Genomic DNA, 23,807 nt, shown 5'->3' with positions numbered 1-23,807 from the left:
TCCTTGTGCGTTCCTGCGGGGATAAAGATTGAAGGTTGGCTGCTGAATTACTCAGCAACAACTTTCTGCTCTTCGGGGCGGGTGATCTTGGTGCGCATGATGGTCTCGTTGAGACTCAGCTGGCGGTCAAGTTCCTTGGCGGTAGCCGGCTCGGCGGTGAAGTTCACCACGGCGTAGATACCTTCGGACTTCTTCTGGATTTCGTAAGCCAGGCGACGACGGCCCCAGATGTCAACCTTTTCGATGGTTCCACCATCGTTGGTGATGACGTTCAGGAACTTCTGAAGCGACGGCTCAACGGCACGCTCTTCGACCTCGGGGTCGATGATTACCATCAATTCGTAAGGACGCATATGTGAACCCACCTCCTTTGGGCTAAGCGGTTACGGCATTTCCGTAACAGGAGGTTCATTTGCGGTGTCATGCAATGCCCGGCCGCCGGAACGGAGGCAGGGCGCAGCACAGACTTCAATAGCTTAGTGCATGCGGGCCGGAATCCGCGATTCCGTGCCTCCACCGTACGGCCCCGCGGCCTGGCCGGGAAGAGCGCCGGCGGGCATGTGGATAACCGCCACACGGCCAGCGGTCAGTCGGGGGGCGCATCGGCTGTGCCATGATCTGAAAATGCACACCAACCCCTCGTCAGCCGTGCCGCCGCCGCTCCGCCGCAGCCGTCTCCGCTTCGCCGCCATGGTGCTGTTGGGGCTGCTCGCCGCCGGGGCGGCAGGAATGTCAGGGCACTGGGTGCAGGCTCCCACGATTGGCTGGTGCGCCGCCGCCTTGACCTACGTCGTCTGGGTCTGGCTGGTTATCGGCCGCCTCGACCCTGCGGACACCCGGTTGCACGCCACAACGGAAGACCCGGCCCGGAGCACGACGGACCTGCTTATCCTGGCCGCCAACGCCGCCAGCCTGGCGGCGGCGGGAGCGGTCATCGTGGATTCGCACAACAACACTGACACCCTCTCCAGGATTGCCGGCGGGCTGCTCGCGGTAGTCTCGGTGGCGCTGTCCTGGACCCTGGTCCAGACGCTGTTCACACTGCGGTACGCGGAGCTGTACTACGGCACGGGCACGAGGGCAGGCTCCCGGGTGGGCGGCATCGACTTCAACCAGAGCAGCCCGCCGCAGTACACAGATTTCGCCTACTTAGCCACAAGTCTGGGCATGACATACCAGGTATCGGACACCGCGCTGCAGAACCATGGCATCCGGGCCGAGGCCCTCAAGCACAGCCTGCTCTCGTACCTCTTTGGGACCATCATTCTGGCAACCACCATCAACCTCGTAGTCGGCGTCGCCGCGTAGGGCGCCGCAAGCGTCAGGCCGCCGTCCGGAAGAACGTCCGGGTCACCGCGGCCAGCCGGTGCGGGTCCTCGACGCCGCAGAGCTCGCGTGCCGAGTGCATCGACAGCAGGGCGACGCCGACGTCGACCGTCCGGATTCCCAGCCGGGTGGCGGTCAGCGGGCCGATCGTCGACCCGCACGGCATCACGTTGTTGGAGACGAATTCCTGGTAAGGAATACCGGCGTCGGTGCACAGCCGGGCCCAGAGGGCGGCGCCGGCGGCGTCGGTGGCATAGCGCTGGTTGGCATTGATCTTCAGCAGCGGGCCACCGTTGAGGACCGGCCGGTTGGCGGGATCGTGCCGCTCGGGATAGTTCGGGTGCACGGCGTGGCCGGCGTCCGCGGAGACGCAGAACGACGCCGCGAAGGCCTGCCGCCGTTGGCTTGCAGAGGCGCCGAGTCCGTCCGAGATCCGCACGAGGACATCTTCGAGGATGGGTCCGCACGCCCCGGAGCGGGACGCCGAGCCGATTTCCTCGTGGTCGAAGGCGGCCAACACGGCAATCGGCGCACCGTCCGGCACGGGCGTGCCGGCGTGCGCCACCAGCGCCGTGAGCCCGGCGTGCGTCGCGGAGAGGTTGTCGAGCCGGCCGGAGGCGAAGAATTCGCCCCTGGCGCCGAACACCGCCGGGGCCTGGGTGTCTGCGATGACGACGTCGTACCCGCCGATCTGCGCCGGATCCACCTCGGCATCGGCAACGCGGTCCGCGAGGAGTCCGAGCAGGTCCTCGCCGGCTGGGTCGCCCAGGCCAAAGACCGGATTCATGTGCTGCTGCTTGTCCAGGGCCAGGCCCTCATTGACGGCCCGGTCCAGGTGGATGGCGAGCTGCGGGAAGCGCAGCAGCGGGCCGGTGGCCGTGAGGTGCTGCGTGCCGTCGCGCATGACGAGCCGGCCGGCGAGCTGGAGTTCGCGGTCCAGCCAGGAGTTCAGGAGGGGTCCGCCATAGACCTCGACGCCGGCCTGCAGCCAGCCGAACTTGCCGGTGGTGGGCTTCGGCTTGAGTTTGAAGGAGGGCGAGTCCGTGTGCGCGCCAAGGATGTTGAAACCGGTGGTCGGTCCGGCGCCTGCCGGCACCACCCAGGCGATGAGGGCGCCGTCGCGGATCACGTAGAACTTGCCGGCGGCGGCGGCGGCCGCGGGCTCCGGCCAGGGCTGCAGTTCGTCCAGACCGGTGAAGCCCGCCGTGTCCAGCCGGCGCGCGGCCTCGTGGACGGCGTGGAAGCTCGACGGCGACGCGCTGACGTACGCGCCGAGGTCCTGGATGTGCTCTGCGGCAGTGCTCGGTGTGGGCATGGCTCCGAGTCTAGCCCGGCACGCACGGGCCCCGGGGGCCGGGGTGCCGGGCGACGCCGCGCCTAGACGGTGACGTTGAGACCGGCGGCGTAGCCCGCGGCCACCGAGCCGCTGATGGTGGCCAGCTGGTAGATGCCGCCGTCGTTGCCGAACACGTTGTCGGACTTCAGCGTGGTGCGGGGGAAGTTCTGCGCGCTGGATTCGTACCCGGCCGACGCGTAAACCTGCTTGCACGCGGCCTCGGTCAGCGCGATCTGTGACACCGCCAGGACCTGGCCGGCCGCCGTCGCATTGTTCATGGACTCGAACACTTCGAAGTGGATATGCGGCCAGCGGCCGTTGTAGGCGCCGGGGTAGATGGTCTTGAACGTCACCTGGCCGTTCGCGTCGGCCTCCTGGACGCCGCGGAGGTAGTTCTCGTTCTGAAGCCCGGAATCGTACATGGAGTATTTGCCCTCGCGGTCACAGTGCCAGGCGTACACCGCGGCACCGGCCAGCGGGGTGCAGCCGTTGGCGTTGTCGAGAAGGGTCAGCGTGAGGGTCAGCGGTACGCCCTCGGCTGTGCTGGTGGAGGTCCCGAAGCTGGATGTGATGTCGTGACGGACCACGCCGGATGCCTCGAGGACGTTGGGTCCGTTGGAACCGTCACCGGGGTAGGGGCCGGCGGTTTCCTGCGGGATTTCGACCCCGCACTCGGCGATCGCCCGGGTCAGCGTCGGAGTGGCCGAGGCCGACGTCGCCGCGGCCGAGGGCGCAGGGACTGTTGCCGCCGGGGTCCCCGCGGCCGACGTCGAACTGCCACTGGTGCCGCTGGTGCCGCCCGGGCTGCAGGCCGCAAGGGCTGCCGCCGTTCCCGCGCCGAGGAACATGCCCAGCGATCGGCGGCTGACGAGGGTGGAGATCGAATTCCAGGCCGCGGTCGTGGTTGGGGTGCGGCTCGTGCGGGGGCTGCGGCATTTTTGTCATGACCCCATCGAACCCGGCAGCGCTATGGGCTGGCTAGTCCCTTCCTGTGACGCGGCTGTGCTCCGGCACGCAGGCACATGCCCTCCCCTCGGCCCGGGGACTGGGCATGTCCCCCCGGCACGCATGGATATGCCCTCCCCTCGCGCCGGGCAGTGGACATGATGGCGCTATGTCCAGTGGTGGGCGCAGGGGGAGGGCATGTCCGGCGGTTCGGGACCGCCGCGGGGGCTTTCCGGGGCTACGACACCGGGCGGGCGCCCACCGTGGCGTCTTCAGCGCCAGGCTCGGCGTCAACCGGGGTGGCGTCGGCAGGAGCCTCGCCGGCACCTGTTGCGGGAACAGCGGCCTTGGCACCGTTCCTGCGGTAGCGGATGACCCCGATCCCCACGACGACGGCGGCGAGAGCCAGCGAGAGCAGCAGCGATTCCCGTGTGGATTCCAGGATCACCATGCCGATCAGCAGGGCCACGATGCTCACGATCGACACCCAGGTCAGGTACGGGAAGAGCCACATTTTCAGCTGGAGGTCCTTGGCGGCGGCGCCCATGCGGCGGCGCAGGATCAGCTGGGAGGTCGCGATGACGAGCCACACGAACAGCGCGATGGCGCCGGAGGTGTTGACCAGGAACAGGAAGACCGTGTCCGGGGCGACGTAGTTCAGTCCGACGGTGACGAAGCCGACCACGGTGGAGGCCAGTACCGCGGCAGCGGGCACGCCGCGCTTGGAAATCCGCATCCACGACTTGGGGGCGTCGCCGCGGCGGGACAGCGAGAACAGCATGCGGCTGGCGGTGTAGAGCCCGGAGTTCAGGCAGGAGAGCACCGAGGTTAGGACCACAATGTCCATGATGGTTCCGGCGCCGGGGATGCCGAACAGCTCAATGACGGCGACGTAGGGGCTCTTGGCGACGGAAGCGGAGTTCCAGGGCAGCAGGGTGACCACAATGGCGATGGAGCCGATGTAGAACACGAGGATGCGCCAGACGGTGGACTTCACGGCCTTCTTGACCGCATCGACCGGGTTCTCGGATTCGCCGGCGGCGATGGTGGCAATTTCCGCGCCGAAGAACGAGAACACCACCACGAGGATGCCGGCCAGGACGGCGCCGGGGCCGTTGGGCATGAACCCGCCGTTGCCGATCAGGTTGTCCAGGCCGGGCGCCGGAACGCCGGGGATGAGGCCCAGGATGGCGGCGACGCCGAAGAGCAGGAAGAGCACGATTGCCGCGACCTTGATGGAAGCGAACCAGAACTCGAATTCGCCGAACGACTTAACGGACCCGAGGTTGGTCAGCGTCAGCAGCACCATCAGGGCAAGCGCCCACACCCACTGGTCAATGCCGGGGACCCAGCGGTGCATGATCGCTGCCCCAGCCGTTGCCTCGATGCCGAGGACAATGATCCAGAACCATGCGTAGAGCCAGCCGATGCTGAACCCGGCCCAGCGGCCCAGGGCCTTGTCCGCGTAGGTGGAAAATGAGCCGGTTTCCGGGTTGGCCGCGGCCATCTCGCCCAGCATCCGCATGACGAGGATGACGACGAGTCCCGCCGCGGCATAGGCAACCAGGATGCCGGGGCCGGCCTGCTGGATCGCCGCACCCGAACCGACAAACAGTCCGGCGCCGATCACGCCGGCGATGGCAATCATGGACAGATGCCTGGGTTTCAGGGATTTTGAAAGCTGCTGGTCAGCGGGCATGGAAGCGCCGTCCTTCGTGGGGGGTTCAGGCCCGCTCGTTGCCGGCACGGAATCGAATCCATGCTGTGCGGCGGACCACAATGTCGTTTCACACTAGACCGCGCGGCGGACCGTCCGTCTTGTGCAGTCCCACAAATGACGGCGCGTCAGACCGGGCCATCACCCAACGCGAGGGCCAGGGAGTCAACCAAAGTTGCCTCACGGGCAATTCGGCAATGTGCCTGAAACCACTGCTTCAGGTACTACCTGCCGGTAACCTGCCTTGCGGCGGCCGGGGGGCGGCCGTCAGTAGTCCGCGTTGCTGGGCACCACGAGGCCGGTCTCATATGCGTACACCACGGCCTGGACGCGGTCGCGGAGGTGGAGCTTGGTCAGGATCCGGCGCACATGCGTCTTGACGGTGGCCTCGGACAGGAAGTACCGGTGCGCGATTTCGGCGTTGGAGAGTCCCTCCGCCATCGCCCCGAGCATCTCGTTTTCGCGGGGTGTCAGGTCCTCCAGCAACGGATCCCGCGCCGGGCGTGCGGGGCTGCCGGCCTGCTGGCCGCCCTCGTCCGCCCCGGCGTGCTGGCCGGCGGCGCCGCCTGTCCCTGCAGGATCCATGCCGCCGGCACCACGGACATAGGTCTCCAGCAGCCGCTGCGTAACACGGGGTGCCACCACGGCGTCGCCGCTGGCCACCACCCGCACCGCGCTGACCAGTTCTGCCGGCGCCACGTCCTTGAGCAGGAACGCAGAGGCCCCTGCCCGCAGTGCTGCAAAGGCGTATTCATCGAGGTCAAAGGTGGTCAGGATGATGATTTTGGCGTCGGAGCCCGAGGCGGCGATCGCCCGGGTGGCCTCGATCCCGTCCAGCACCGGCATCCGCACATCCATCAGGACGACGTCGGGCGCGAGCTCCCAGACGTGGCGGACCGCTTCGGCGCCGTTGGACGCCTCGCCCACGATGCACAAATCGTCTTCACCCTCCAGGATGAGGCGGAAACCCATCCGAAGCAGCGGCTGGTCATCCACCAGCAGGACGCGTACCGGCGTGTTGTCGGACATTGTTCCCCCTTGATTCCATGGCATTCTCGCCGTTGCAGTTCAGTTCCGCGTGCACGCGCCAGCCGCGGTCACCGGCGCGCCCGGCGTACACGGTGCCAGCGTAGATCCTGGCCCGCTCCCGCATCCCGGCGATTCCATGCCCGGTGCCGAAGGAGTCCAGTGCGTCAGGCTTCGCCTGCGCGCCGGTCCCGGGAGCCCCCGGGTCAACGGTGCCCCTGCCGTCGTCGAGCACTTCAATGGTGACGCGGGAGCCGTTCCGGACAATGCTGACCTCCACCCGGCTGAGCGCGCGGCCGTAGCGCAGCACGTTGGTCAGCGACTCCTGCACAATTCTGTAGACGGTCAGCTGAAACGCCGCATCGTCGGGCAGGGACGGGCCGGTGTGCGTGTAGTGCAGCGGCAGTCCCGCGGTGCGGAAGCCCTCGAGCAGTTTGGCCAGGCTGCCCCCGGCCACCAGCGGCTCGCGCGGGGCATGTCCCGTGGCGGCGTCCTCGCGCAGCACGCCAAGGACGCGCCGCATGTCGGCCAGCGCGGTGCGTCCGGTCCGGGAGAGTTCGGCCAGGACGCCGGCGGCGCGCTCCGGATCCTTCTTGACCACGACGGAGGCGCCGTCCGACAGGCTGATCATGACCGTCAGCGAGTGCGCCACGACGTCGTGCATTTCGCGCGCGATCCGGTTCCGTTCCGTGACCGAGCCCAGCTGCTGGGCCCGGGCGGCCCAGGCCGCGATCTCGTGCTCGTGCTCGCGCCGCTGCCGCACCGAGATCCCGATCCCCGTGGCGATCACATTCGAGAGCGCGATGCCGATGCCCGCCGCGATGCCCGTCAGCAGCTGGAAATTCTCCGGTGTGCGGACGGCCATGTCCGGGAGCCGGCCGTCCAGCGGGCCGACGGCCAGCAGGAAGTACAGGAGCAGCAGCGGGGCGGTGGTCAGGGCCAGGGCGGCGAGGGCGAACCGCCGGGTGCGGACGACGGCGACGGCGTACAGCGAAAACCAGAGCCCGGCGGAGACGTTGGACCCCCAGGGATGCAGGAAGGTGACCGCCAGTTCCAGGGCCCCCACAACCGCCGCCACCCGCACCGGATACGCCCGCCGGAAGAGCAGGACCGGCGCGGCCGCGGCGAGCAAAACGGCCACCGGCCAGTCGCCGTGGATGACCGATTCGACCGCCGTGGGCGTGACCAGGACCAGATAGCAGAGCACCACCAGGACGTCCATGACCCGAGGATTGGCCAGCAGGTAGCGCCGGAGCCGGCCGCGGCGGCGGGCCGTGAGTTCAGCAAGGGACGCGTCGGCCGGTCCGGCCGGCGCGTCCCTGACAGGTACCGCATCGATCATGCTCTGAGCCTAGACTCTGGGGCCCGTGGCGCCGGCCTAGACGTCCCGCCTCTTGAGCAGGACGGCGGCCAGGAGCACCGGGATGACAACCCAGGCGCCCAGCACCAGGGCGGCCTGCCAGGCTTCGAGGGTGTCCGGGAGGTGCTCCACCGCGGTCAGCGGATCCACGGTGTTGCCGGGCAGGTACTTGCGGGCCTCCACGAAGAAGTCGCCCGGAATGAGCTGGAAGGCGATGGGTGCCACGAAGAACAGGCCCACCAGGCTCATGATGCCGCCCGCCGAGTTGCGGATCAGCGTGCCCAGCGCCATGCCGATGGCCGCGACCGCCGCCACGTAAACGCTGTTGACAAGGAGCAGCTTGACCGACTGCGGGCTGCCCAGGTCCAGGCCCAGGCCGTAGTTGTCCAGGATCGGCACGGATACGAATCCGGCGGCCAGGGTGGATGCGGCGGTGACGACGAAGGAGGTCACCACCACCACCACGAGCTTGGCCGCGAAGGCGGGGATGCGTTTGGGCACCGCCGCGAACGTGGACCGGGCCATGCCCGTGGTGAACTCGGAGCTCATCAGCAGCACGCCGAGGGAGCCCAGGATCAGCTGGGCGAACGCGATGCCGGAGGTGGGCACGCTGACGGCGATGTCGCCGCCCTGGGCCGCGAGCCTGGCGCCGACCTCCGGGTCCCGGGCCGCGGCCTCGGAGAACTGGCCCGTCCCCCAGGCCGAAAGCGCCCCGAACCCCACCATGACCACCACTGTGGAGCCAAGCAGGATCAAAGTGGAGAGCAGGGTGCGGAACTTGATGAATTCGGAGTTGAGGACCCGCAGGAAGCTGGGGCCGGGACCGGAACTGCTGCCGTTCCCGGACCGCTGTGCGTCGGCGCCGCGGCGCGAGGGCGTGGATTCAACGGTTGTGGAGCTCATGGCTTAGTTGCCTCCGGCTTCGACGGGAACGGCGCCCGTGGTGATCAGCGAGTGGTATTCGACTTCATCCTTGGTCAGTTCCATGTAGGCCTCCTCGAGGCTGGCCTGCAGCGGGGTGAGTTCGTAGATCATGACGTGGTTCTCCAGCGCCGCAGTGGCGATCTGGCGCGGGTCCAGGCCTGTGACTTCGAGGAGTTCGCGCTCTTGGACCTCCACCGAGACCCCGGTCCCGGCCAGCAGCTGCATGAGCCGGTCCGGCTGGTCGGTGCGGACCCGCGTCCGGCCCTGGCCCTTGCCGGTGATGATCTCCTGGATCGGGGCGTCCGCAATGATCCTCCCGCGGCCGATCACGATCAGGTGGTCCGCCGTGACGGCCATCTCGCTCATGAGGTGGCTGGAGAGGAAGACCGTGCGGCCCTCGGAGGCCAGGTACTTCACCAGGTTGCGGACCCACACCACGCCCTCCGGGTCAAGGCCGTTGACGGGCTCGTCCAGGATGACGGTCTGCGGGTCGCCCAGGAGGGCGGCGGCGATGCCCAGCCGCTGGCCCATGCCGAGCGAGAAGCCGCCGACCTTCTTCCTGGCCACCTCGGCCAGTCCGGTCATCTCAATGACTTCGTGGACCCGCTTCTTCGGGATGCTGTGGGTCGCCGCCATGGCCAGCAGGTGGTTGTAGGCGGAGCGGCTCGTGTGGACTGCCTTGGCATCGAGCAGGGCGCCGACGTCGCGCAGCGGTGCGGCGTGCCCGGTCAGCGGGGACCCGTTGACCGTCACCGAGCCCGACGTCGGCCGGTCCAGCCCCATGATCATGCGCATAGTGGTGGATTTTCCGGCCCCGTTCGGACCCAGGAAGCCGGTGACCCGGCCGGCTTCGACGGTGAAGTTGACGCCGGCGACGGCGGTCTTGTCGCCGTAAACCTTGGTCAGGCCTCGTGCTTCGATCATGGAAGCGTTCCTTTGCGTAGCGGGAGATGATCCGGGGCACCGCAGTCACGGGCCCGTCTGCACACCACGCTACCGAGGCAAGCTGCGTATTTCGCCGGTCTCAGGGATGATTCAGGGGCTAATCAGGGTAGTCCGGGAGGATGACAGGGGTTTGGACGACGGGGTCGGGCGACAGGGTTCAGCCGAGGGGCGAATAGTAGGTCAGCGCGCCGGGGCGGACCGTGAATTCCACCCGCCGCACCCCGGGCATGACCTCTCCGTCGACGGCGAGGACCATGGGCCCGTTCCCGGGTTCCACCGTGATCCGGTCCGTTTCGCTCAGATGGGTAATCCCGGACGTGGCCACGGTGCCCGTGAGCACGGCCCAGAGCAGCCGCAAGCGGGCGAATGGCTCATCGGCGGTGATCATCCGCAGATCCAGGACGCCGTCCGCGAGTACCGGGCGAACCAGCGGCGCGTGGTCGCGGGGGTAATAGCGGCCGCGGCCGATGTACAGGATCCAGAGCCGGTGCCGCACCCCGTTGACGATCAGCGTGGTGGGGGTGCCGGCCGCGAAGGTCCGGAGCATGGCCACCACTCCGGCCAGGGGTTTGCCCAGTGCCGGCTGGAGCTGCTCCCGCCGGCGGACCAGGTTCGGGTAGAGGCCGATGCTGGCCGTGTTGAGCATGATCAGCTCGAGGTGCTCCGGGCTGTCGGGGAGCCCGCGCTCGACACTCACGTGGCCGACGTCGGCGACGGCGGCCTCGCCGCGCGACGCCGCCTGCACGGCGTCCGCCAGGGTGGGGGTTCCGGCGTCGCGGGCGAAATGGTTCAGCGTGCCGCCGGGGAGCACCAGCAGCGGGAGGGAACGTTCGACGGCGGCGGCCGCCGCGGCGCCCACGGTCCCGTCGCCGCCCCAGACGCCCAGGGCCGCAATGCCCGGCCGGGTCGCGACCTGGGCGATGCCCGCGTCGACGGACTCATCGGGCCCGATTTCCTTTATATACGCCTTAGGGAATACTTTTTGCAGGGCGTCGGCAGTCTCGTCAGCATAGGACCCGCCGAGGGTGTTGACCGCGATGCCGAGCCCCTGGCCGTCCGGGAGTTCCGCGGCCGGGGCAGCGCCGCGGCGGGTTTCCGGGAACGGTGGCCGGACGGGCCACCACTTCCGCGTCACCATGGCCGCGCCGGCGCCGATCGCGGACCCGAACAGCACATCCGAGGGCCAGTGGGCCCCGGTGTGGACCCGGGAGTAGGCCACTCCGGCCGCGAGGGGGGCAAGCGCCGCACCGAGGGCCGGGCGGACCATGCCGACCCCGAGTGCGAAAGCCACCGCGGAGGCGGAGTGTCCCGACGGCATCGACGAACTCGTCGGCTGCGGGTTCACGAAGCGGAAGACCGGAAGGTGTTCGGGCAGGGGGCGGGCCCGGGGCAGGAGGGTCTTGAACACGACGTTGGTCACCGCCGAGGCGGCGCCTTGCGCGATGAGTCCGTGCACTGCTGCCCGGCGCGTCTTGCCGGGCACCAGGGCCATGGCTCCGGCAACGCCGAACCAGAGTTTGCCCTTGTTGGCGGCGGCGGACAGACGGCGGAAGAAGTCGTCATGGCCTCCTCCCGGCAGATTGGAGACGGCGCCCACCAGTTTGCGGTCGAGTTTCGACAGGCGGCCGGGGGCCTTCCTCAGCATGGTTCGCATTGGACCACCATACTGCTACCTCGCGGGCAGCGGCTTCGCGGCTCCGGCCAGGACCAGCGCCACCACAATCGGAATCCCGATCGCCAGCAGGGCGGTCCTGATACCGGTCACATCGCCCAGGTAGCCCAACAGGGGCGGCCCGGCGAGGAATGCAATGTACCCCAGCGTGGACACGACGGACACCCGGGCGGCCGCCTTCCTGGGGTCGTCCGCCGCGGCGGACATCCCGATCGGGAACGCGAGGGCGGCCCCCACGCCCCACAGCACGGCACCGGCCGCGGCCAGCCAGATGGTGCCGGCGAACACGAAGAGGCAGAGGCCCGCCGTTGCCGCTGCCATGCTGGCGCGCAGCACGGCCACGCGGCCGTAGACATCGATCGCGCGGCCACCAAAGAAGCGCATGGCCGTCATGGCCAGCACGAAGGCGGCGAACAGGAGCGCCCCCGTGGATTGTTCAGCGCCCAGGCCGTCAACCGAGGCCTTGGCAATCCAGTCGTTGCCGGCGCCTTCAGTCAGGGTGGCGCCGAGGACGACGACGCCGATCAGCAGGGTGCGGCCGTCCCGCCAGGCCGAACCGCCCTTGCCGTGCTCCGCGTCCCCTGGAGCGGGTGCCTCGGCAGGCAGATGGGGCAGGAAATACCGGGGGGCCACCGTGGTCAGTACGGCGACGACGGCGGCGATGACCAGCAGGTGCTCCGGGAGCCCGACCCCCAGGGTGGACAGTCCGGCCCCGATCAGGGCGCCGACGAACGCGCCGCCGCTGAAGGCTGCGTGGAACTGCGGCATGATGGTTCGCCCGAGCCGGTGTTCGACGTCGGCACCTTCAATGTTCTGCGAAACATCCCACAAGCCGACGCCGATGCCGAAGAAGAACAGGGCCATCGCCGTCCCCGGGACGGAGGCCGCCATCAGGGACAGCGCCACGCCGACGCCGGCCGCCGCTGCCACCAGTCCGGCGCCGCGGACGGTGTTGGCGGTGCCGATCCGGCCGACGACGAACCCGGCCGTCGGCAGGGCGATCAGCGAACCGACCGCCAAGCACAGCAACAGGGTTCCCATCTGGCCCGCGGTGATGTGCAGGATCTCCGTCACCGCGGGGATCCGGGCTGCCCAACTGGCGAAGACCAATCCATTGATCCCGAAGACAAGGAACGTCGCCCCGGTGGCAGCCTTCAGCTGCGGAACGGTTGCGGTACTGGTCATACGATCACTGCTTCCACCGAATGTTGGGCGAGTTGGTCAAGTTCTTCAGGGCTGAACGGCCGGTCGGTCACGATGGCGTCCACGGCGTCCAGGGAGGCGACGAGGGCTACGGCGCTGGCGTTCCATTTGGCTCCGGCACAGGCGACAATCACCCGGGCCGCGGATTCCAGGCCGGCGCGCTTTACGGCAGCGTCGTCGAGGTCGTGGGCCAACAGCCCGTCCTTGAGATTCAGGGCGCAGGGCGTGACGACGGCGGCGTCGAAGCGCAGCGAGCGGATGTTGGATTCCGTCATGGGACCGCGGAAGGAAAGTTCACCGGGGACGAGGCTGCCGCCGGGCATCAGGAGCTCGGGGCGGCGCCCGGCCGGAGCATCGTCCGGGGACAGCGCGGTGACGGCCCGCAGCGACATCGGCATGATCGTCATCTCACGCTGGCGCAACTGGCGGGCGATCTCCGTGGCGGTGGTGCCGCTGTCCAGCCAGACGTGTCCGCGGTCCGGAAGCATGGCCGCCACCCCGGCAGCGATCCGCACCTTGGCGGTGTGGTCCTCCAGCTCGCGTTGGCCGTATTCCGGGTTTTCACCGCCGAAAACCAGGCTCCTGGCTCCGCCGTGGACCCGTCGCAGCACGCCGTGCAGGGCCAGGATGTCGAGGTCGCGTCGGACGGTCGCACCGGAGGCGCCGCAGGCGGCGATGAGCTCGTCCACCGTCACGTGCTCCCGGTCGCGCAGCAGTCCGCCGATCAGGCGGTGCCGCTCATCAGTATTCATGCTCAAATGCTAGCGGTTTGTGATCATTTAATCATTTATTGCGCAAATGCACGGCTGCGCGGGGTCACGTGGCGCCCATAATCCCCTCGGGACCGGCGCCAAGTGACCCCGCGCTGCTTGGGTTAGCGGGCACGCTCGACGCGCTTTTCGTCCCAGACCGGTTCGGCGGACTCGTAGACCCTGCCGTCGGAGCCGAAGACCAGGAAGCGGTCGAAGGTGCGGGCGAACCAGCGGTCGTGGGTGACCGCCAGGACGGTGCCTTCGAAGTGGTCGATCGCCCGTTCCAGGGCCTCGGCCGAGTGCAGGTCCAGGTTGTCCGTGGGCTCGTCGAGCAGCAGCAGCGTGGCGCCGGAGAGCTGCAGCAGCAGGATCTGGAACCGGGCCTGCTGGCCGCCGGAGAGGGATTCGTACTTCTGCTCGGACTGCCCCGCCAGCCCGTAGCCGTCCAGCGCCCCGGCGGCGGCTTCGCGGCCCATGCCCGAGCGGTGCTCGTCGCCCCGGTGCAGGATTTCGAGCAGGGTCTTGCCCAGTAGGTCGGGCCGGACATGGGTCTGGGCGAAGAAGCCGGGCCGGATCCTGGCGCCGAGTTTCACGGTGCCCTCGTGCGGCACCTCCGCGATCTCGACGTCGGACACCGGCAGGTGCTCCCGCTCCGGATCCGTGCCGCCGGTGGCGAGCAGGCGCAGGAAGTGGCTCTTGCCCGAACCGTTGGAGCCGAGGACGCCCACCCGGTCGCCGAACCAGATCTCGGTGGAGAACGGCTTCATCAGGCCGGTCAGTTCCAGTTTCTCCGCCACGACGGCCCGCTTGGCGGTGCGACCGCCCTTGAGCCGCATCTGCACGTTCTGTTCGATCGGCAGGGCCTCGGGCGGGCCGGCCTCGAGGAACTTCGCGAGCCGGGTCTGCGCCGCGTGATAGCGGTTGGCCATGTCGGAACGGAACGCGGCCTTGTTCTTGTACATGTTGACGAGTTCCTTGAGCTTGACGTGCTCCTCGTCCCAGCGTTTGCGCAGCTCTTCGAAGCGCGCGTTCCGGTCGGCCCGGGCCTCGACGTAGGAGCCGAAGCCGCCGCCGTGGATCCACGCGCCGGCGCCGTTGATGCCCGGTTCCAGCGTGACGATGCGGCCGGCGGCGTTGTTGAGCAGTTCACGGTCGTGGCTGATGAAGAACACGGTCTTCTTTGACTCGTTCAGCTTGGCCTCGAGCCAGCGCTTGCCCGGGACGTCGAGGTAGTTGTCCGGCTCGTCCAGGAGCAGCAGTTCGTCGGGGCCGGCGAAGAGGGCCTCGAGGACCAGCCGCTTCTGCTCACCGCCGGAGAGGCTCGACGCCGGGCGGTGCTGTGCCCGGTCGAACGGCAGGCCGAGGGCGGCCATGCAGACCTCGTCCCAGACAGTTTCGACGTCGTAGCCGCCGGCGTCTCCCCAATCCACGATCGCCTGGGCATAGGCCATCTGGGTGGGCTCGTCGTCGTGCTCCAGCATGGCGAGCTCTGCCTCGTCGACGGTACGCGCGGCGGTGGCCAGCGCGGGCGGGGCGGCGGAGACCAGGAGGTCGCGGACCGTGGAGTCATCCCGGACCTGGCCCACGAACTGGCGCATGATGCCCATGTTGCCGGAGCGGCCGATCACGCCTTCATCCGCGACGAGGTCGCCGGAAATGATGCGGAACAGCGTGGTCTTGCCGGTCCCGTTGGGCCCGATCAGCGCCGTCTTGGTGCCGTCCGGGACCTTGAACGTCACCCCGTTGAGCAGCTGGGTGCCGTCGGAGAGGAAGTAGTCGATGCCGGATACGTCAATATGAGCCACGTGTTCAATCTTCCCACGGCCAGGCGGCCCGGCCGGGGCCGGGGGCCTAGCTGTTCACCAGGAGCTCCGGACGGCGCCCGGCCCAGGGCCGCACCGCCTCCACGGCGGCGCCCACGGTGAAGACTGTGGCGTCATCGAATGGATGGCCCACGATCTGCACACCCGTAGGGATGCCGCAGTCGGCCATGCCGCTCGGCACGGCAAGGACGGGGCAGCGGTTGCTGATGTTGAAGGGCGCCGTCATATGCCCCTGCCAGTAGTGCCCGAGCCGCTCGCCCCCGGCGTCGATCCCGTCAAGGTACATGCCGTCTGCATCCAGGGCGGCCACGGCCGAGGCCGGGCAGAGAAGGGCGTCGAAGCCGGACATCGCCGCGGCAAGCTCGGCCTGGATTCGGGTTTCCGCCCGGATGCCGTCGATGAACCGGTTTTCCGCGGCGGCTTTTCGCGCGTCCGCCATGAACCGCCGTGTGTACGGGGCCAGCAGTTCGGGAGAGTCTGCGGTCTCGTCCTCCATTGCCGGACCGAGGAGGTAGCCGAAATGTGTGAACATTGTCCGGCTGATGTCCTCGGTGGTCCAGGGCAACTCGATCTCTTCCACCACGGCACCGGCATCACGCAGGGCCGCGGCCACGCCGCGCGTATTTGCCTCAACATCGGCAGCGACGGGATAGTTCCCCAGCCGGATGCACAGCGCAATGCGCGTGCCGGCCACTGCCGAGCGGGCGTCAGCACCCGGCGGGCCGGACAACGCCGGACTCCCGGCGAGCGAGGTGTGGTCGCCCGGATGACGGCCCGCCATGACGTTCGCCAGCAAGGCGGCGTCCGCCACGGTCCGTGCCATCGGTCCGTCGCCGCGGTAGTGGTCCGCGGAGAGGGGGGCCAGGCCGGGAATCCTTCCGTAGGGTGCCTTGTAGCCGACGGTCCCGGTGAACGACGCCGGCAGGCGGGTTGACCCGGCAATGTCGGAGGCGGTGGCGAGCGGCGCCAGCCCGGCGGCCAGTGCCGCCCCGGAACCGCCGGAGGAGCCGCCCGGGGAATACTGCCGGTTCCAGGGATTGCGTGTGACTCCCCACAGGGGACTGTGGGTGACGGTTGCGCAGCTGTATTCGGGCGTGGTGGTGCGGGCATGGATGATGCCGCCGGCACGCCGGATTCGGTCGACGACGGGATGGTCCGCGTGCGCCAACTCCCCCTTGCGGGCTACGAGCCCCTGCGAAAGGGTGCGTCCCCTGAGCCCGTGCTTTTCCTTGGCGGCCACCGGCAGCCCCAGCAAGGGCGTGAGGTCCCTGCCCCGCGCATACCGGACAGCGGCCTGCCGTGCTGCAGACAGCGCCTCTGCGAACAGGGTTTCCGTCAGGGCGTTGATTCCGCCGTTGACGGCCTCGGTCCTGGCGATCACCGCTTCCATGAGCTCCACGGGCGAGAGCTCCCGGGAGCGGAAGAGCCCCAGTGCCGTGCCGGCGTCGAGGTAGTGCAGCTCGGTCATGCCAGGGCCGCTGCCGGCTGGGAGGAGGCTTCGGCGAGGGCGCCGGCAACAAGCTCCCGGGCCACACCGGTGAGCATGTCCACCCCGTCAACCATGTCCTCGTCGGTGCTGAATTCCCGTTCGCAGTGCGAGACGCCGTCCACGCTGGGAATGAAGAGCATGACTGTCGGCGCCACCGTGTTCATGGCGACGGAATCGTGGCCGGCCATGGTCTGGATCCGCCGCGCGGAAAGGCCCAGGTCTGCAGCCACCCTGTCCGCGAGTTCAAGTCCGCCTTCGGGGAAGCGGCGGATCGGACGGATGTCGAAGTCCTTCACATTGACTTTGATGTCGTGCTCGCGTGCCAGCACGTCGATGTCCTCGATGAGCTTGGCGCGGGCCGCCTTGACGATGTCCGGATCGCCGGAGCGGAGGTCCGCGACGAGGTGGACCCTTCGGGCCACCACAATGGGCGAGTTCGGTTCGAGGGTCAGCTGCCCCACCGATGAGACGAGGGCCTCCTCGGCAAACTCCGCAGTGACGTCGTGCACCATAAGGATGATCTTGGAGGCTGCCACCAGGGCGTCGTGCCGGTCGGCCATGGCCGTCGCTCCGGTATGCGACTGTTCGCCCAGCACTTCGATGTCCAGTTTCTGGGTGTACCAGCTGCTGTCGACCAGACCGATGGAGATGCCCTCGCGTTCCAGGACCCGGCCCTGCTCGATGTGGATCTCGGCGTAGCCGGCCGCCTCGGGCCCCTCAGACGTGCCGAGGTACCCGATGCCGTCCAGCGCCTCACGGACCGTGATGCCTTGCAGGTCCGCCACATCCAGCATTTGTTCCCGCTGCAGGAGTCCCGCAAACACCGAACTTCCCATGATGCTCGGCGCGAACCGGCCGCCTTCCTCGTTGAACCAATTCACCACCGCCAGGTTGAACCGCGGCGCGGCGCCGCCCTCCGCAACCTCGGCGTCCAGCCGCCCGGCCGCGTGCAGGGCGGCTACGACGCCGTACGCGCCGTCGAACCGGCCGCCTAGCGGCTGGCTGTCCAGGTGGGATCCGATCAGCACATAGGGCGCCCCCCGCGTCCACTCCAGAAGTCCGAACATGTTGCCGATCCCGTCCACCCGGAGTTCCCATCCGGCGTCGCGCACCCACCCGGCGAACCAGTGGCGTGTCTGCGCATCCTCCGGGGTCGCCGCCTGGCGGTCGACGCCGTTGTCGCGGGTGGCGCCGATGGTGGCCACGTGGTGGAAGTCTTCGAGGAAAGCTGCTGAGGTCATGGGAAATCCTTTGTAAGTTGCGGTTGAGATGGTGGGGCGGCGGCTTAGCCCATGCGGCCGCGCGTCTCGGGAACCTTGGTGAAGAGCACCAGAAGGAGCACGACGGCGGCGGCCGCGCCCATGTAGAAGCCGGGCGCGTGAGGCACCCCGGTGCCGCCGACGAGGGCGGTCCCGATGAACGGTGCAGTGCCGCCGAAGAGGGCGTAGGCGCCGTTGTAGCTGATTGCCGCCGACGTGAAGCGGGTGCGGGTGGTGAAGATTTCAACGAAGAAGGTGTAGCAGCCTCCGCCGTAAATGCAGAGCGCCACCACGAAGAGGGACTGGCCCAGGAGGGCGAGAGGGAGGCTTCCGCTGGTCACCAGCATGAAACTCGGCACTGAAAGCAGGGCCAGCGCGGCCGAACCGGCAATCAGCATTGGTTTGCGGCCGAAGCGGTCGCCGAGCCGGCCGCCGAGAGGAAGCAGGACGGCGTAGAGGGCGAGGGCGGCGGCGTTGACCAGGAGGGACTGCTCACGGCTCAAGTGGCCCGTGGTCTGGACATACGAGACGAAATAGGCCGAGAGGAAGTAGAAGCCCATTGCGGTGAGGCCCATGACAAAGATGACCTGGACCATGCGGAGCCGGTTTTCGCGGAAGGCTTCGCGGACCGGGCTGAATTCCTTGGTCCGGGCAGCCTTGGCCTCATTGAATGCATCGCTTTCCACCGTCCGGCTGCGGATCCAAACGCCGAAGAGGGCGAGCGGCAGGGCGAGCAGGAACGGCAGGCGCCAGCCCCACGCCATGAAGGCCTCGTTGGGCATTGACTGGCTCAGGACGAGGATCATCGAACCGGCGACGACAGAGGGCAGCGCAGTGGCGGCGATGGTGATATTGAGCCAGAACCCGCGGCGGCTGACCGGGGCATGCTCGAAGACAAACGATGGCGCTCCCACCGATTCGCCGCCGGCGGAGAAGCCCTGGATCAGCCGGCAGAGGACCAGCAAAACGGGTGCCCAGGCGCCGATCTGGCCGTAGGTCGGCAGCAGCCCCATCAGGGCGGTGGCCCCGCCGATGGCGACGAGCGTGATGGTCAGGACCCGGCGGCGGCCGATCCGGTCGCCAAGCGCGCCGAAGAACAGGCCGCCGACGGGACGGACTACGAAGGCGACGCCGAAGGTGGCGAACGTCGCAAGCATGGCCGTGACCGGGTCGCTGCCGGGGAAGAACAGTTGGGAGAAGATGACCGCGGTGAGGCCGTAGAGGGTGAAATCGTAGAATTCAATGAACTGCCCGATGCTGCCCCCTGCGAGGACCCGCTTCTGCATCTTGGTGATGCCAAAGGGGCCGGACCGCGAAGTGTCCTTGTCCAGGGCCGGGGCAGACGCTGTGGTCTGGGAAGCGGACGCCGGCTGGTCCGTGATGTCGTTGATCGTCATGACAGCCACGCTAGAGGCGCCGTGTTTCCGAAGTTCCCTGCCGTGTTACGGACCCGGGAAATGAAATCTGCTGATGTTGCCGCCGTGTTGCCGGCAAGGCACGGCCCGGACATAAGTCGGACACCTGGGGCGTGAATCGGAACCATTGAATCTCCTTTGATCAACATGGTTGTCGCGCTTCGGGACTCGGCCAAGGGCCGTCATTGCGCGGGATTTGCCATTGGACTCCCGCCGGCACCACCGCACTGGACCAACTGTGTGTGATCCGGTTCACATCTGTCCAATTGATTGTTTTGGCCGAATCGATAGATTTTACCGATGCCAATCACTGCGGATTTTCGGATTTTCGCAGTCATCGTCGCCGAGAAGCCGGCGGAATTCCCCGTGCTACTGCCGGGCGGCACCGTAGAGACGGATGCAGGTCTCCTCAAAGGCCAGTGCCCGACGGGTGGGTTGCACCCCCTCGGGGCGGACCAGCATCACCTCGATCGGCGGGAAGTCGTCCGTCAGGGTCAGGGCCACCACCCTGCCGCCGGAATACGTCAGGTCGCTGTGGAGCCGCTGGTTCAGCACTGCGTACCCGTGCCCCTTCGCCACAAACGAGCGCACCGTTTCATACCCGGCAAAGCGGTGCCGGACGTTCGGAACGACGCCCGCGATCGCGTACAGCTGCTCGTAGTAGTCCCGGCTGTGCGGGAGATCCAGCACCACCGCGGGTTCGCCGTCCAGATCCTTCAGCGCGATGCTCCGCTCAGGCCGGGACGCCGCAGGGTGTTCAGCATGGACCAGCACATGAGGGGGCACCCGCTCGAGGACCGTGTGTGTAAAGCCCCGGCCCAGGCCGAGACCATACATCAGCGCGACATCGCACTGCCCTTCGAGGAGGGCGGTCTGCAGGCTCGCCAGATCGGCCTCCAGAAAGGAGACCTCGACCCCCGGATGCTGAACTTCGAAGGTCTGCAGGATTGCGGGAAGCCTGAAGGGTGCCAGCGGCGAAAACACGCCCACCTTGAGCTCTCCGACCAGGCTTGTCGCAAGCCCCCGGGCCGACTCGTACAGCGAATCCGCATGCTCCAGCAGCACCTTGATGTCCTGGGCAAGCTGCCGGCCGGACGGCGTCAGCCGCAGGCCGCGGGTCCTGAGCCGGACAAACAGCTGAGTCGACAAGCTTGCTTCTAGCTGGGCCATGGCCGTGGACAGGGTGGACTGGGTCACGAGCAGCCTTTCGGCGGCCGACGTCATGTTTTCGAGCTCGGCCACCACCGCGAAATACCGCAGCTGGGTCAAGGTAAAGGGCTTCGCCATTCGTCAATGCTCGCATTCTGCGCGGATCCGCGCTCACAGGCCCCGGAGCCGGTGCAGGAGAAGTGCGACGTGCAGCGAGGTCCGGGATTCTGGGTCGTCGAGGTCCACGCCGAGGAGCTCCTCCAGTTTGGCCAGCCGCGCATAGAGCGTAGGACGGCTCAGGAAGCCGCTGCGGGCCATCGCCGCTTTGTTGCCCCCGGATTCGAGGTACCGGCCCAGCAGCTCCAGGTGCCCGCCGCCGTCCCGGGCCTCAGTCTGCAGGACACCCTCCAGTTCTGACTCCGCGAACTGCTGCACCCGCGGATCCTTGCGGAGCAGGGCCAGCAGCCCGCGAAGCCGGACATCCGTCGCCCGGTAGAACGGCTTCCGGCCACCCCGCAGCGTCGCCGCGGTTTCGGCGACGTGGGCTGCTTCGTCAATGCCCGCCGCCGCTTCGAGCAAGGAACCCCTCAGGTGCCCCACGCCGATGCTCCATGACGCCTCCGCCGGACTGCCGGGGCGGTCTCCGCCGAAGGGTGGCACGGGCCGCATGTCGCTGCCCGCGAGGGCATCGGCGAGACGCTGGAGGGTCGGATCCTCCAATTGCTTCGCAGGAATGGCCAGGATCATGCCCACCGATCCGGACCGGATGCTCGCGGTCAAAGCGCTGCCTGACACGGCTTTGAGGGCCCTGGCGAGCTGCTCCAGCAGGGCACGTTCCTCCTGTTGCCCGGCCAGTGGATCGATGCCGCCTCCCGCTGCCCCAGCTGAGGGGCCATAGGCTGGTCCGCCGCTCCGGAACACAACCGGCAGGTAGAACGGCGACCGCCTGAGTCCCAGCGCCGCGGCACGGGCCTCCGCCTCGTCCTCGCCCAGCCCGCGGGGCTGACGCAGGGCGTTGAGAAGCCCCGCCTGCGCCTGGTGGCTCAGCTCTCGCCGGTCCCGTTCGGCGAGCCGGTTGATCGCCAGGGTCTGGGCCGCACGTTCCAGCACCATGGCCGCCGCGCCGTCGTCGTCGAGGGCGACCGGCACCACCAGCCGCCCCCAGACGTTCCCGCGCACGCCAACCGGCGTCTGCAGCCAGGCCTCGGGCCCGGCGCGGCTCGTCTCGGGCGGCGACGGTGTGGTCCGCGACCGCCGCTCCCAGTCCTCCAGCAGTTCGGTGGTCCGCAGCGGCCGGGCCGAGTATGCGAGGACGAGGTGCGAGAGGTCCTCCAGGACCACCGGGGCGCCGATCATGACCGCTGCCTGCTCCACGACCTGCCCGGTCCCGGCGCTTTCCAGGCTCAGCACCGTGAAGGCTTCGTGGACGTCGCGGGCGCGTTCCACCCGTTCCAGCTGCTCGGCGACGATGATCCGGTGCACAATTTCGGTGATCTGGACGAACCGCACCCGGCGTTCCACCACGATCACGGGCATGGCCGCGGCCAGTGCGGCCCCGCGCAGCGCTTCCATACTGCGCTTCCTATCGCCGACGAGTTCAACAATCAGGCCGGACGCTGCCGCCTTTTCCAAGGATCTGATGAACGACGCCGTAAGCCCGGGTTCCTTTTCCAGCTCCAGTCCGGTGGTAAGCACCAGCTCCCCGCCCGACAGCAGCCCGGAAATGTCGAGCAATTCGCTCACGTGGACCCAGCGCACGGGGTTGTCGAGGGCCCCGGCGCCGCCGAGCAGGAGCGGCGCGGCCTCGCGGAGAACGGGAAGGTCAAGGATCGAGCCGACGGTGGGCAACATTTACATAGTGTAAACGAGGCTGTGATTCTCCTTACACACTGGCACTTATGGTGCCGTCTCCCGGTAGGGACACTGGACTCAACGCACCCCCGAATACCGCATGAGGAGAAACCTTGCACATCATCGAGCACTGGATCAACGGCAGCTACGTCCCCGCCGGCGCGCGCACGGCCCCGGTGACCAACCCGGCCACGGGCAAGGTCACAGGCCAGGTTTCGCTCGCGAGCCAGGACGAGAGCCACGCCGCCATTGCCGCGGCCAAGGCCGCGTTCCCCGCATGGCGAGACACCTCGATTGCCCGCCGCACCCAGATCCTCTTCGCCTTTCGCGAACTGCTCAACTCCCGCAAGGGCGAACTCGCCGCCATCATCACCTCCGAGCACGGAAAAGTCCTGGATGATGCCCTCGGAGAAGTCACCAGAGGCCAGGAAGTCGTCGAGTTCGCGTGCGGCATTCCCCACCTGCTCAAGGGCAGCTACACCGAGAACGCGTCCACCAACGTGGACGTCCACTCCATCCGCCAGGCCCTGGGTCCGGTCGCAGTCATCAGCCCGTTCAACTTCCCGGCCATGGTGCCGATGTGGTTCTTCCCGCTTGCCATCGCCGCCGGCAACACGGTCGTCGTCAAGCCCAGCGAAAAGGACCCCACGGCCGTGAACTGGATGGCCGAACTCTGGAAAGAAGCCGGCCTGCCGGACGGCGTCTTCAACGTCCTGCACGGCGACAAGGTGGCCGTTGACGCCTTGCTCAACCACCCGGACATCAAAGCCGTCTCCTTCGTCGGCTCCACCCCGATCGCCAAGTACGTCTATCAGACCGCGACGGCCAACGGAAAGCGCGTCCAGGCCCTTGGCGGAGCAAAGAACCACATGATCGTGCTGCCCGACGCCGATCTTGACCTGGCCGCCGACGCCGCCATCAATGCCGGATTCGGATCGGCGGGCGAACGGTGCATGGCCATCTCTGCCTTGCTCGCGGTGGGCGAAATCGCTGATGAACTGGTGGACAAGATTGCCCAACGTGCGGCTTCCCTGCGCACCGGCGACGGGCTGCGCGGCTGCGACATGGGCCCGCTGGTGACGGCCCAGCACCGGGACAAGGTTGCCGGCTACATTGATGCCGGCGAAGCTGCCGGGGCCCAACTCGTCGTCGACGGCCGCAACATCGCCGCCGACGCGGAAGGTGACGGGTTCTTCGTCGGACCCACGCTTTTCGACAAGGTGACTCCGGACATGTCCATCTATCAGGACGAGATCTTCGGTCCGGTCCTGTCCGTGCTTCGCGTTGACAGCTACGACGAGGCGCTCGAGATGATCAACGGCAACCCATACGGCAACGGCACCGCCATCTTCACCAACGACGGCGGCGCGGCGCGGCGCTTCGAGAACGAAGTGGAGGTGGGCATGGTGGGCATCAACGTCCCCGTTCCGGTCCCCATGGCCTACTACTCCTTCGGCGGCTGGAAAAACTCGCTGTTCGGGGATACCCACGCCCACGGCACCGAGGGCGTCGGTTTCTTCACCCGCGGCAAGGCGGTCACCTCCCGCTGGCTGGATCCAAGCCACGGCGGCATCAACCTCGGCTTCCCGCAGAACGCCTAAGCCACCCGAATCCG

Annotated in this window: 18 protein-coding genes and 1 pseudogene; 2 read left to right on the top strand and 17 right to left on the bottom strand. The window is 68.0% G+C overall.

Annotated elements, in window-relative coordinates:
- Nucleotides 1-47: 47 nt before the first annotated feature.
- Nucleotides 48-353, bottom strand: a complete 306-nt coding sequence (gene rpsF, locus AC1D1W_RS02115) for a 30S ribosomal protein S6 (protein ID WP_026266755.1) — start codon at nucleotides 351-353, stop codon at nucleotides 48-50.
- Between the two features lie 271 nt (nucleotides 354-624).
- Here rpsF and AC1D1W_RS02110 point away from each other — a divergent pair, with 271 nt between their 5' ends.
- Nucleotides 625-1,308: a DUF1345 domain-containing protein gene (locus AC1D1W_RS02110; protein WP_243178121.1), complete on the top strand. Its 684-nt coding sequence runs from the start codon at nucleotides 625-627 to the stop codon at nucleotides 1,306-1,308.
- A 13-nt stretch (nucleotides 1,309-1,321) separates the two neighbouring features.
- Here the strand turns inward: AC1D1W_RS02110 and AC1D1W_RS02105 are convergent, their stop codons facing one another.
- The 16 genes and pseudogenes from AC1D1W_RS02105 to AC1D1W_RS02030 form a co-directional block, all read right to left on the bottom strand.
- The gene (locus AC1D1W_RS02105; RefSeq protein ID WP_476942804.1) at nucleotides 1,322-2,641 is read right to left on the bottom strand and encodes a M18 family aminopeptidase; all 1,320 of its coding nucleotides are present in this window, start codon (nucleotides 2,639-2,641) and stop codon (nucleotides 1,322-1,324) included.
- Between the two features lie 62 nt (nucleotides 2,642-2,703).
- Nucleotides 2,704-3,598: pseudogene (locus AC1D1W_RS02100) on the bottom strand (dioxygenase family protein).
- A 247-nt stretch (nucleotides 3,599-3,845) separates the two neighbouring features.
- Nucleotides 3,846-5,306, bottom strand: coding sequence for an amino acid permease (locus tag AC1D1W_RS02095; protein WP_243178124.1), 1,461 nt, complete (start codon nucleotides 5,304-5,306; stop codon nucleotides 3,846-3,848).
- Nucleotides 5,307-5,591: 285 nt separating this feature from the next.
- Nucleotides 5,592-6,353: a response regulator gene (locus AC1D1W_RS02090; RefSeq protein ID WP_243178125.1), complete on the bottom strand. Its 762-nt coding sequence runs from the start codon at nucleotides 6,351-6,353 to the stop codon at nucleotides 5,592-5,594.
- Nucleotides 6,313-7,692 carry a sensor histidine kinase gene (locus tag AC1D1W_RS02085; protein WP_476942803.1) on the bottom strand — a complete coding sequence of 460 codons (1,380 nt, stop codon included), beginning with the start codon at nucleotides 7,690-7,692 and terminating at the stop codon, nucleotides 6,313-6,315. The genes AC1D1W_RS02090 and AC1D1W_RS02085 overlap by 41 nt, the downstream gene beginning before the upstream one ends.
- A gap of 36 nt (nucleotides 7,693-7,728) precedes the next feature.
- Entirely contained in the window at nucleotides 7,729-8,613 is an 885-nt protein-coding gene (locus tag AC1D1W_RS02080; RefSeq protein WP_476942802.1) for an ABC transporter permease, read from the bottom strand.
- Between the two features lie 3 nt (nucleotides 8,614-8,616).
- Nucleotides 8,617-9,558 carry an ABC transporter ATP-binding protein gene (locus AC1D1W_RS02075; RefSeq protein ID WP_223914891.1) on the bottom strand — a complete coding sequence of 314 codons (942 nt, stop codon included), beginning with the start codon at nucleotides 9,556-9,558 and terminating at the stop codon, nucleotides 8,617-8,619.
- A 178-nt stretch (nucleotides 9,559-9,736) separates the two neighbouring features.
- Nucleotides 9,737-11,233 carry a phosphatase PAP2 family protein gene (locus AC1D1W_RS02070; protein ID WP_476942801.1) on the bottom strand — a complete coding sequence of 499 codons (1,497 nt, stop codon included), beginning with the start codon at nucleotides 11,231-11,233 and terminating at the stop codon, nucleotides 9,737-9,739.
- Nucleotides 11,234-11,248: 15 nt separating this feature from the next.
- Nucleotides 11,249-12,436: an MFS transporter gene (locus tag AC1D1W_RS02065; protein ID WP_476942800.1), complete on the bottom strand. Its 1,188-nt coding sequence runs from the start codon at nucleotides 12,434-12,436 to the stop codon at nucleotides 11,249-11,251.
- A complete protein-coding gene (locus AC1D1W_RS02060; protein WP_028277647.1) occupies nucleotides 12,433-13,206 on the bottom strand; it encodes a DeoR/GlpR family DNA-binding transcription regulator in 774 nt (257 codons plus the stop codon). The genes AC1D1W_RS02065 and AC1D1W_RS02060 overlap by 4 nt, the downstream gene beginning before the upstream one ends.
- A gap of 122 nt (nucleotides 13,207-13,328) precedes the next feature.
- Entirely contained in the window at nucleotides 13,329-15,011 is a 1,683-nt protein-coding gene (locus AC1D1W_RS02055; RefSeq protein WP_476942799.1) for an ABC-F family ATP-binding cassette domain-containing protein, read from the bottom strand.
- A 46-nt stretch (nucleotides 15,012-15,057) separates the two neighbouring features.
- Complete coding sequence (locus AC1D1W_RS02050; protein WP_476942798.1) at nucleotides 15,058-16,497, bottom strand: amidase; 1,440 nt, start codon at nucleotides 16,495-16,497, stop codon at nucleotides 15,058-15,060.
- Entirely contained in the window at nucleotides 16,494-17,759 is a 1,266-nt protein-coding gene (locus tag AC1D1W_RS02045; RefSeq protein ID WP_476942797.1) for a M20 family metallo-hydrolase, read from the bottom strand. Before AC1D1W_RS02045 ends, AC1D1W_RS02050 begins: the two co-directional genes overlap by 4 nt.
- A 44-nt stretch (nucleotides 17,760-17,803) precedes the next feature.
- Nucleotides 17,804-19,174, bottom strand: coding sequence for an MFS transporter (locus AC1D1W_RS02040; RefSeq protein ID WP_476942796.1), 1,371 nt, complete (start codon nucleotides 19,172-19,174; stop codon nucleotides 17,804-17,806).
- A gap of 387 nt (nucleotides 19,175-19,561) precedes the next feature.
- A complete protein-coding gene (locus tag AC1D1W_RS02035; protein ID WP_243178134.1) occupies nucleotides 19,562-20,479 on the bottom strand; it encodes a LysR family transcriptional regulator in 918 nt (305 codons plus the stop codon).
- A 33-nt stretch (nucleotides 20,480-20,512) separates the two neighbouring features.
- Nucleotides 20,513-22,192, bottom strand: coding sequence for a PucR family transcriptional regulator (locus tag AC1D1W_RS02030; protein ID WP_476942795.1), 1,680 nt, complete (start codon nucleotides 22,190-22,192; stop codon nucleotides 20,513-20,515).
- Nucleotides 22,193-22,305: 113 nt separating this feature from the next.
- Between AC1D1W_RS02030 and AC1D1W_RS02025 the strand changes: the two genes are divergently transcribed.
- The gene (locus AC1D1W_RS02025) at nucleotides 22,306-23,793 is read left to right on the top strand and encodes a CoA-acylating methylmalonate-semialdehyde dehydrogenase (RefSeq protein WP_476942794.1); all 1,488 of its coding nucleotides are present in this window, start codon (nucleotides 22,306-22,308) and stop codon (nucleotides 23,791-23,793) included.
- Nucleotides 23,794-23,807 lie beyond the last annotated feature (14 nt).

Source organism: Arthrobacter sp. P1_B4 (assembly GCF_056406555.1).
The sequence above is the reverse complement of the archived record's forward strand: the minus strand, read 5'-3'. Positions and strand labels throughout refer to the sequence as shown.

Excerpts from the sequence above, each read along its gene's own strand:
- AC1D1W_RS02060 (WP_028277647.1), bottom strand. The coding sequence starts at position 13,206 with ATGAATACTGATGAGCGGCACCGCCTGATCGGCGGACTGCTGCGCGAC.
- AC1D1W_RS02030 (WP_476942795.1), bottom strand. The coding sequence starts at position 22,192 with ATGTTGCCCACCGTCGGCTCGATCCTTGACCTTCCCGTTCTCCGCGAG.
- AC1D1W_RS02035 (WP_243178134.1), bottom strand. The coding sequence starts at position 20,479 with ATGGCGAAGCCCTTTACCTTGACCCAGCTGCGGTATTTCGCGGTGGTG.
- AC1D1W_RS02080 (WP_476942802.1), bottom strand. The coding sequence starts at position 8,613 with ATGAGCTCCACAACCGTTGAATCCACGCCCTCGCGCCGCGGCGCCGAC.
- AC1D1W_RS02065 (WP_476942800.1), bottom strand. The coding sequence starts at position 12,436 with ATGACCAGTACCGCAACCGTTCCGCAGCTGAAGGCTGCCACCGGGGCG.
- AC1D1W_RS02110 (WP_243178121.1), top strand. The coding sequence starts at position 625 with ATGCACACCAACCCCTCGTCAGCCGTGCCGCCGCCGCTCCGCCGCAGC.
- AC1D1W_RS02070 (WP_476942801.1), bottom strand. The coding sequence starts at position 11,233 with ATGCGAACCATGCTGAGGAAGGCCCCCGGCCGCCTGTCGAAACTCGAC.
- rpsF (WP_026266755.1), bottom strand. The coding sequence starts at position 353 with ATGCGTCCTTACGAATTGATGGTAATCATCGACCCCGAGGTCGAAGAG.
- AC1D1W_RS02105 (WP_476942804.1), bottom strand. The coding sequence starts at position 2,641 with ATGCCCACACCGAGCACTGCCGCAGAGCACATCCAGGACCTCGGCGCG.
- AC1D1W_RS02045 (WP_476942797.1), bottom strand. The coding sequence starts at position 17,759 with ATGACCTCAGCAGCTTTCCTCGAAGACTTCCACCACGTGGCCACCATC.
- AC1D1W_RS02090 (WP_243178125.1), bottom strand. The coding sequence starts at position 6,353 with ATGTCCGACAACACGCCGGTACGCGTCCTGCTGGTGGATGACCAGCCG.
- AC1D1W_RS02040 (WP_476942796.1), bottom strand. The coding sequence starts at position 19,174 with ATGACGATCAACGACATCACGGACCAGCCGGCGTCCGCTTCCCAGACC.
- AC1D1W_RS02050 (WP_476942798.1), bottom strand. The coding sequence starts at position 16,497 with ATGACCGAGCTGCACTACCTCGACGCCGGCACGGCACTGGGGCTCTTC.
- AC1D1W_RS02085 (WP_476942803.1), bottom strand. The coding sequence starts at position 7,692 with ATGATCGATGCGGTACCTGTCAGGGACGCGCCGGCCGGACCGGCCGAC.
- AC1D1W_RS02095 (WP_243178124.1), bottom strand. The coding sequence starts at position 5,306 with ATGCCCGCTGACCAGCAGCTTTCAAAATCCCTGAAACCCAGGCATCTG.
- AC1D1W_RS02075 (WP_223914891.1), bottom strand. The coding sequence starts at position 9,558 with ATGATCGAAGCACGAGGCCTGACCAAGGTTTACGGCGACAAGACCGCC.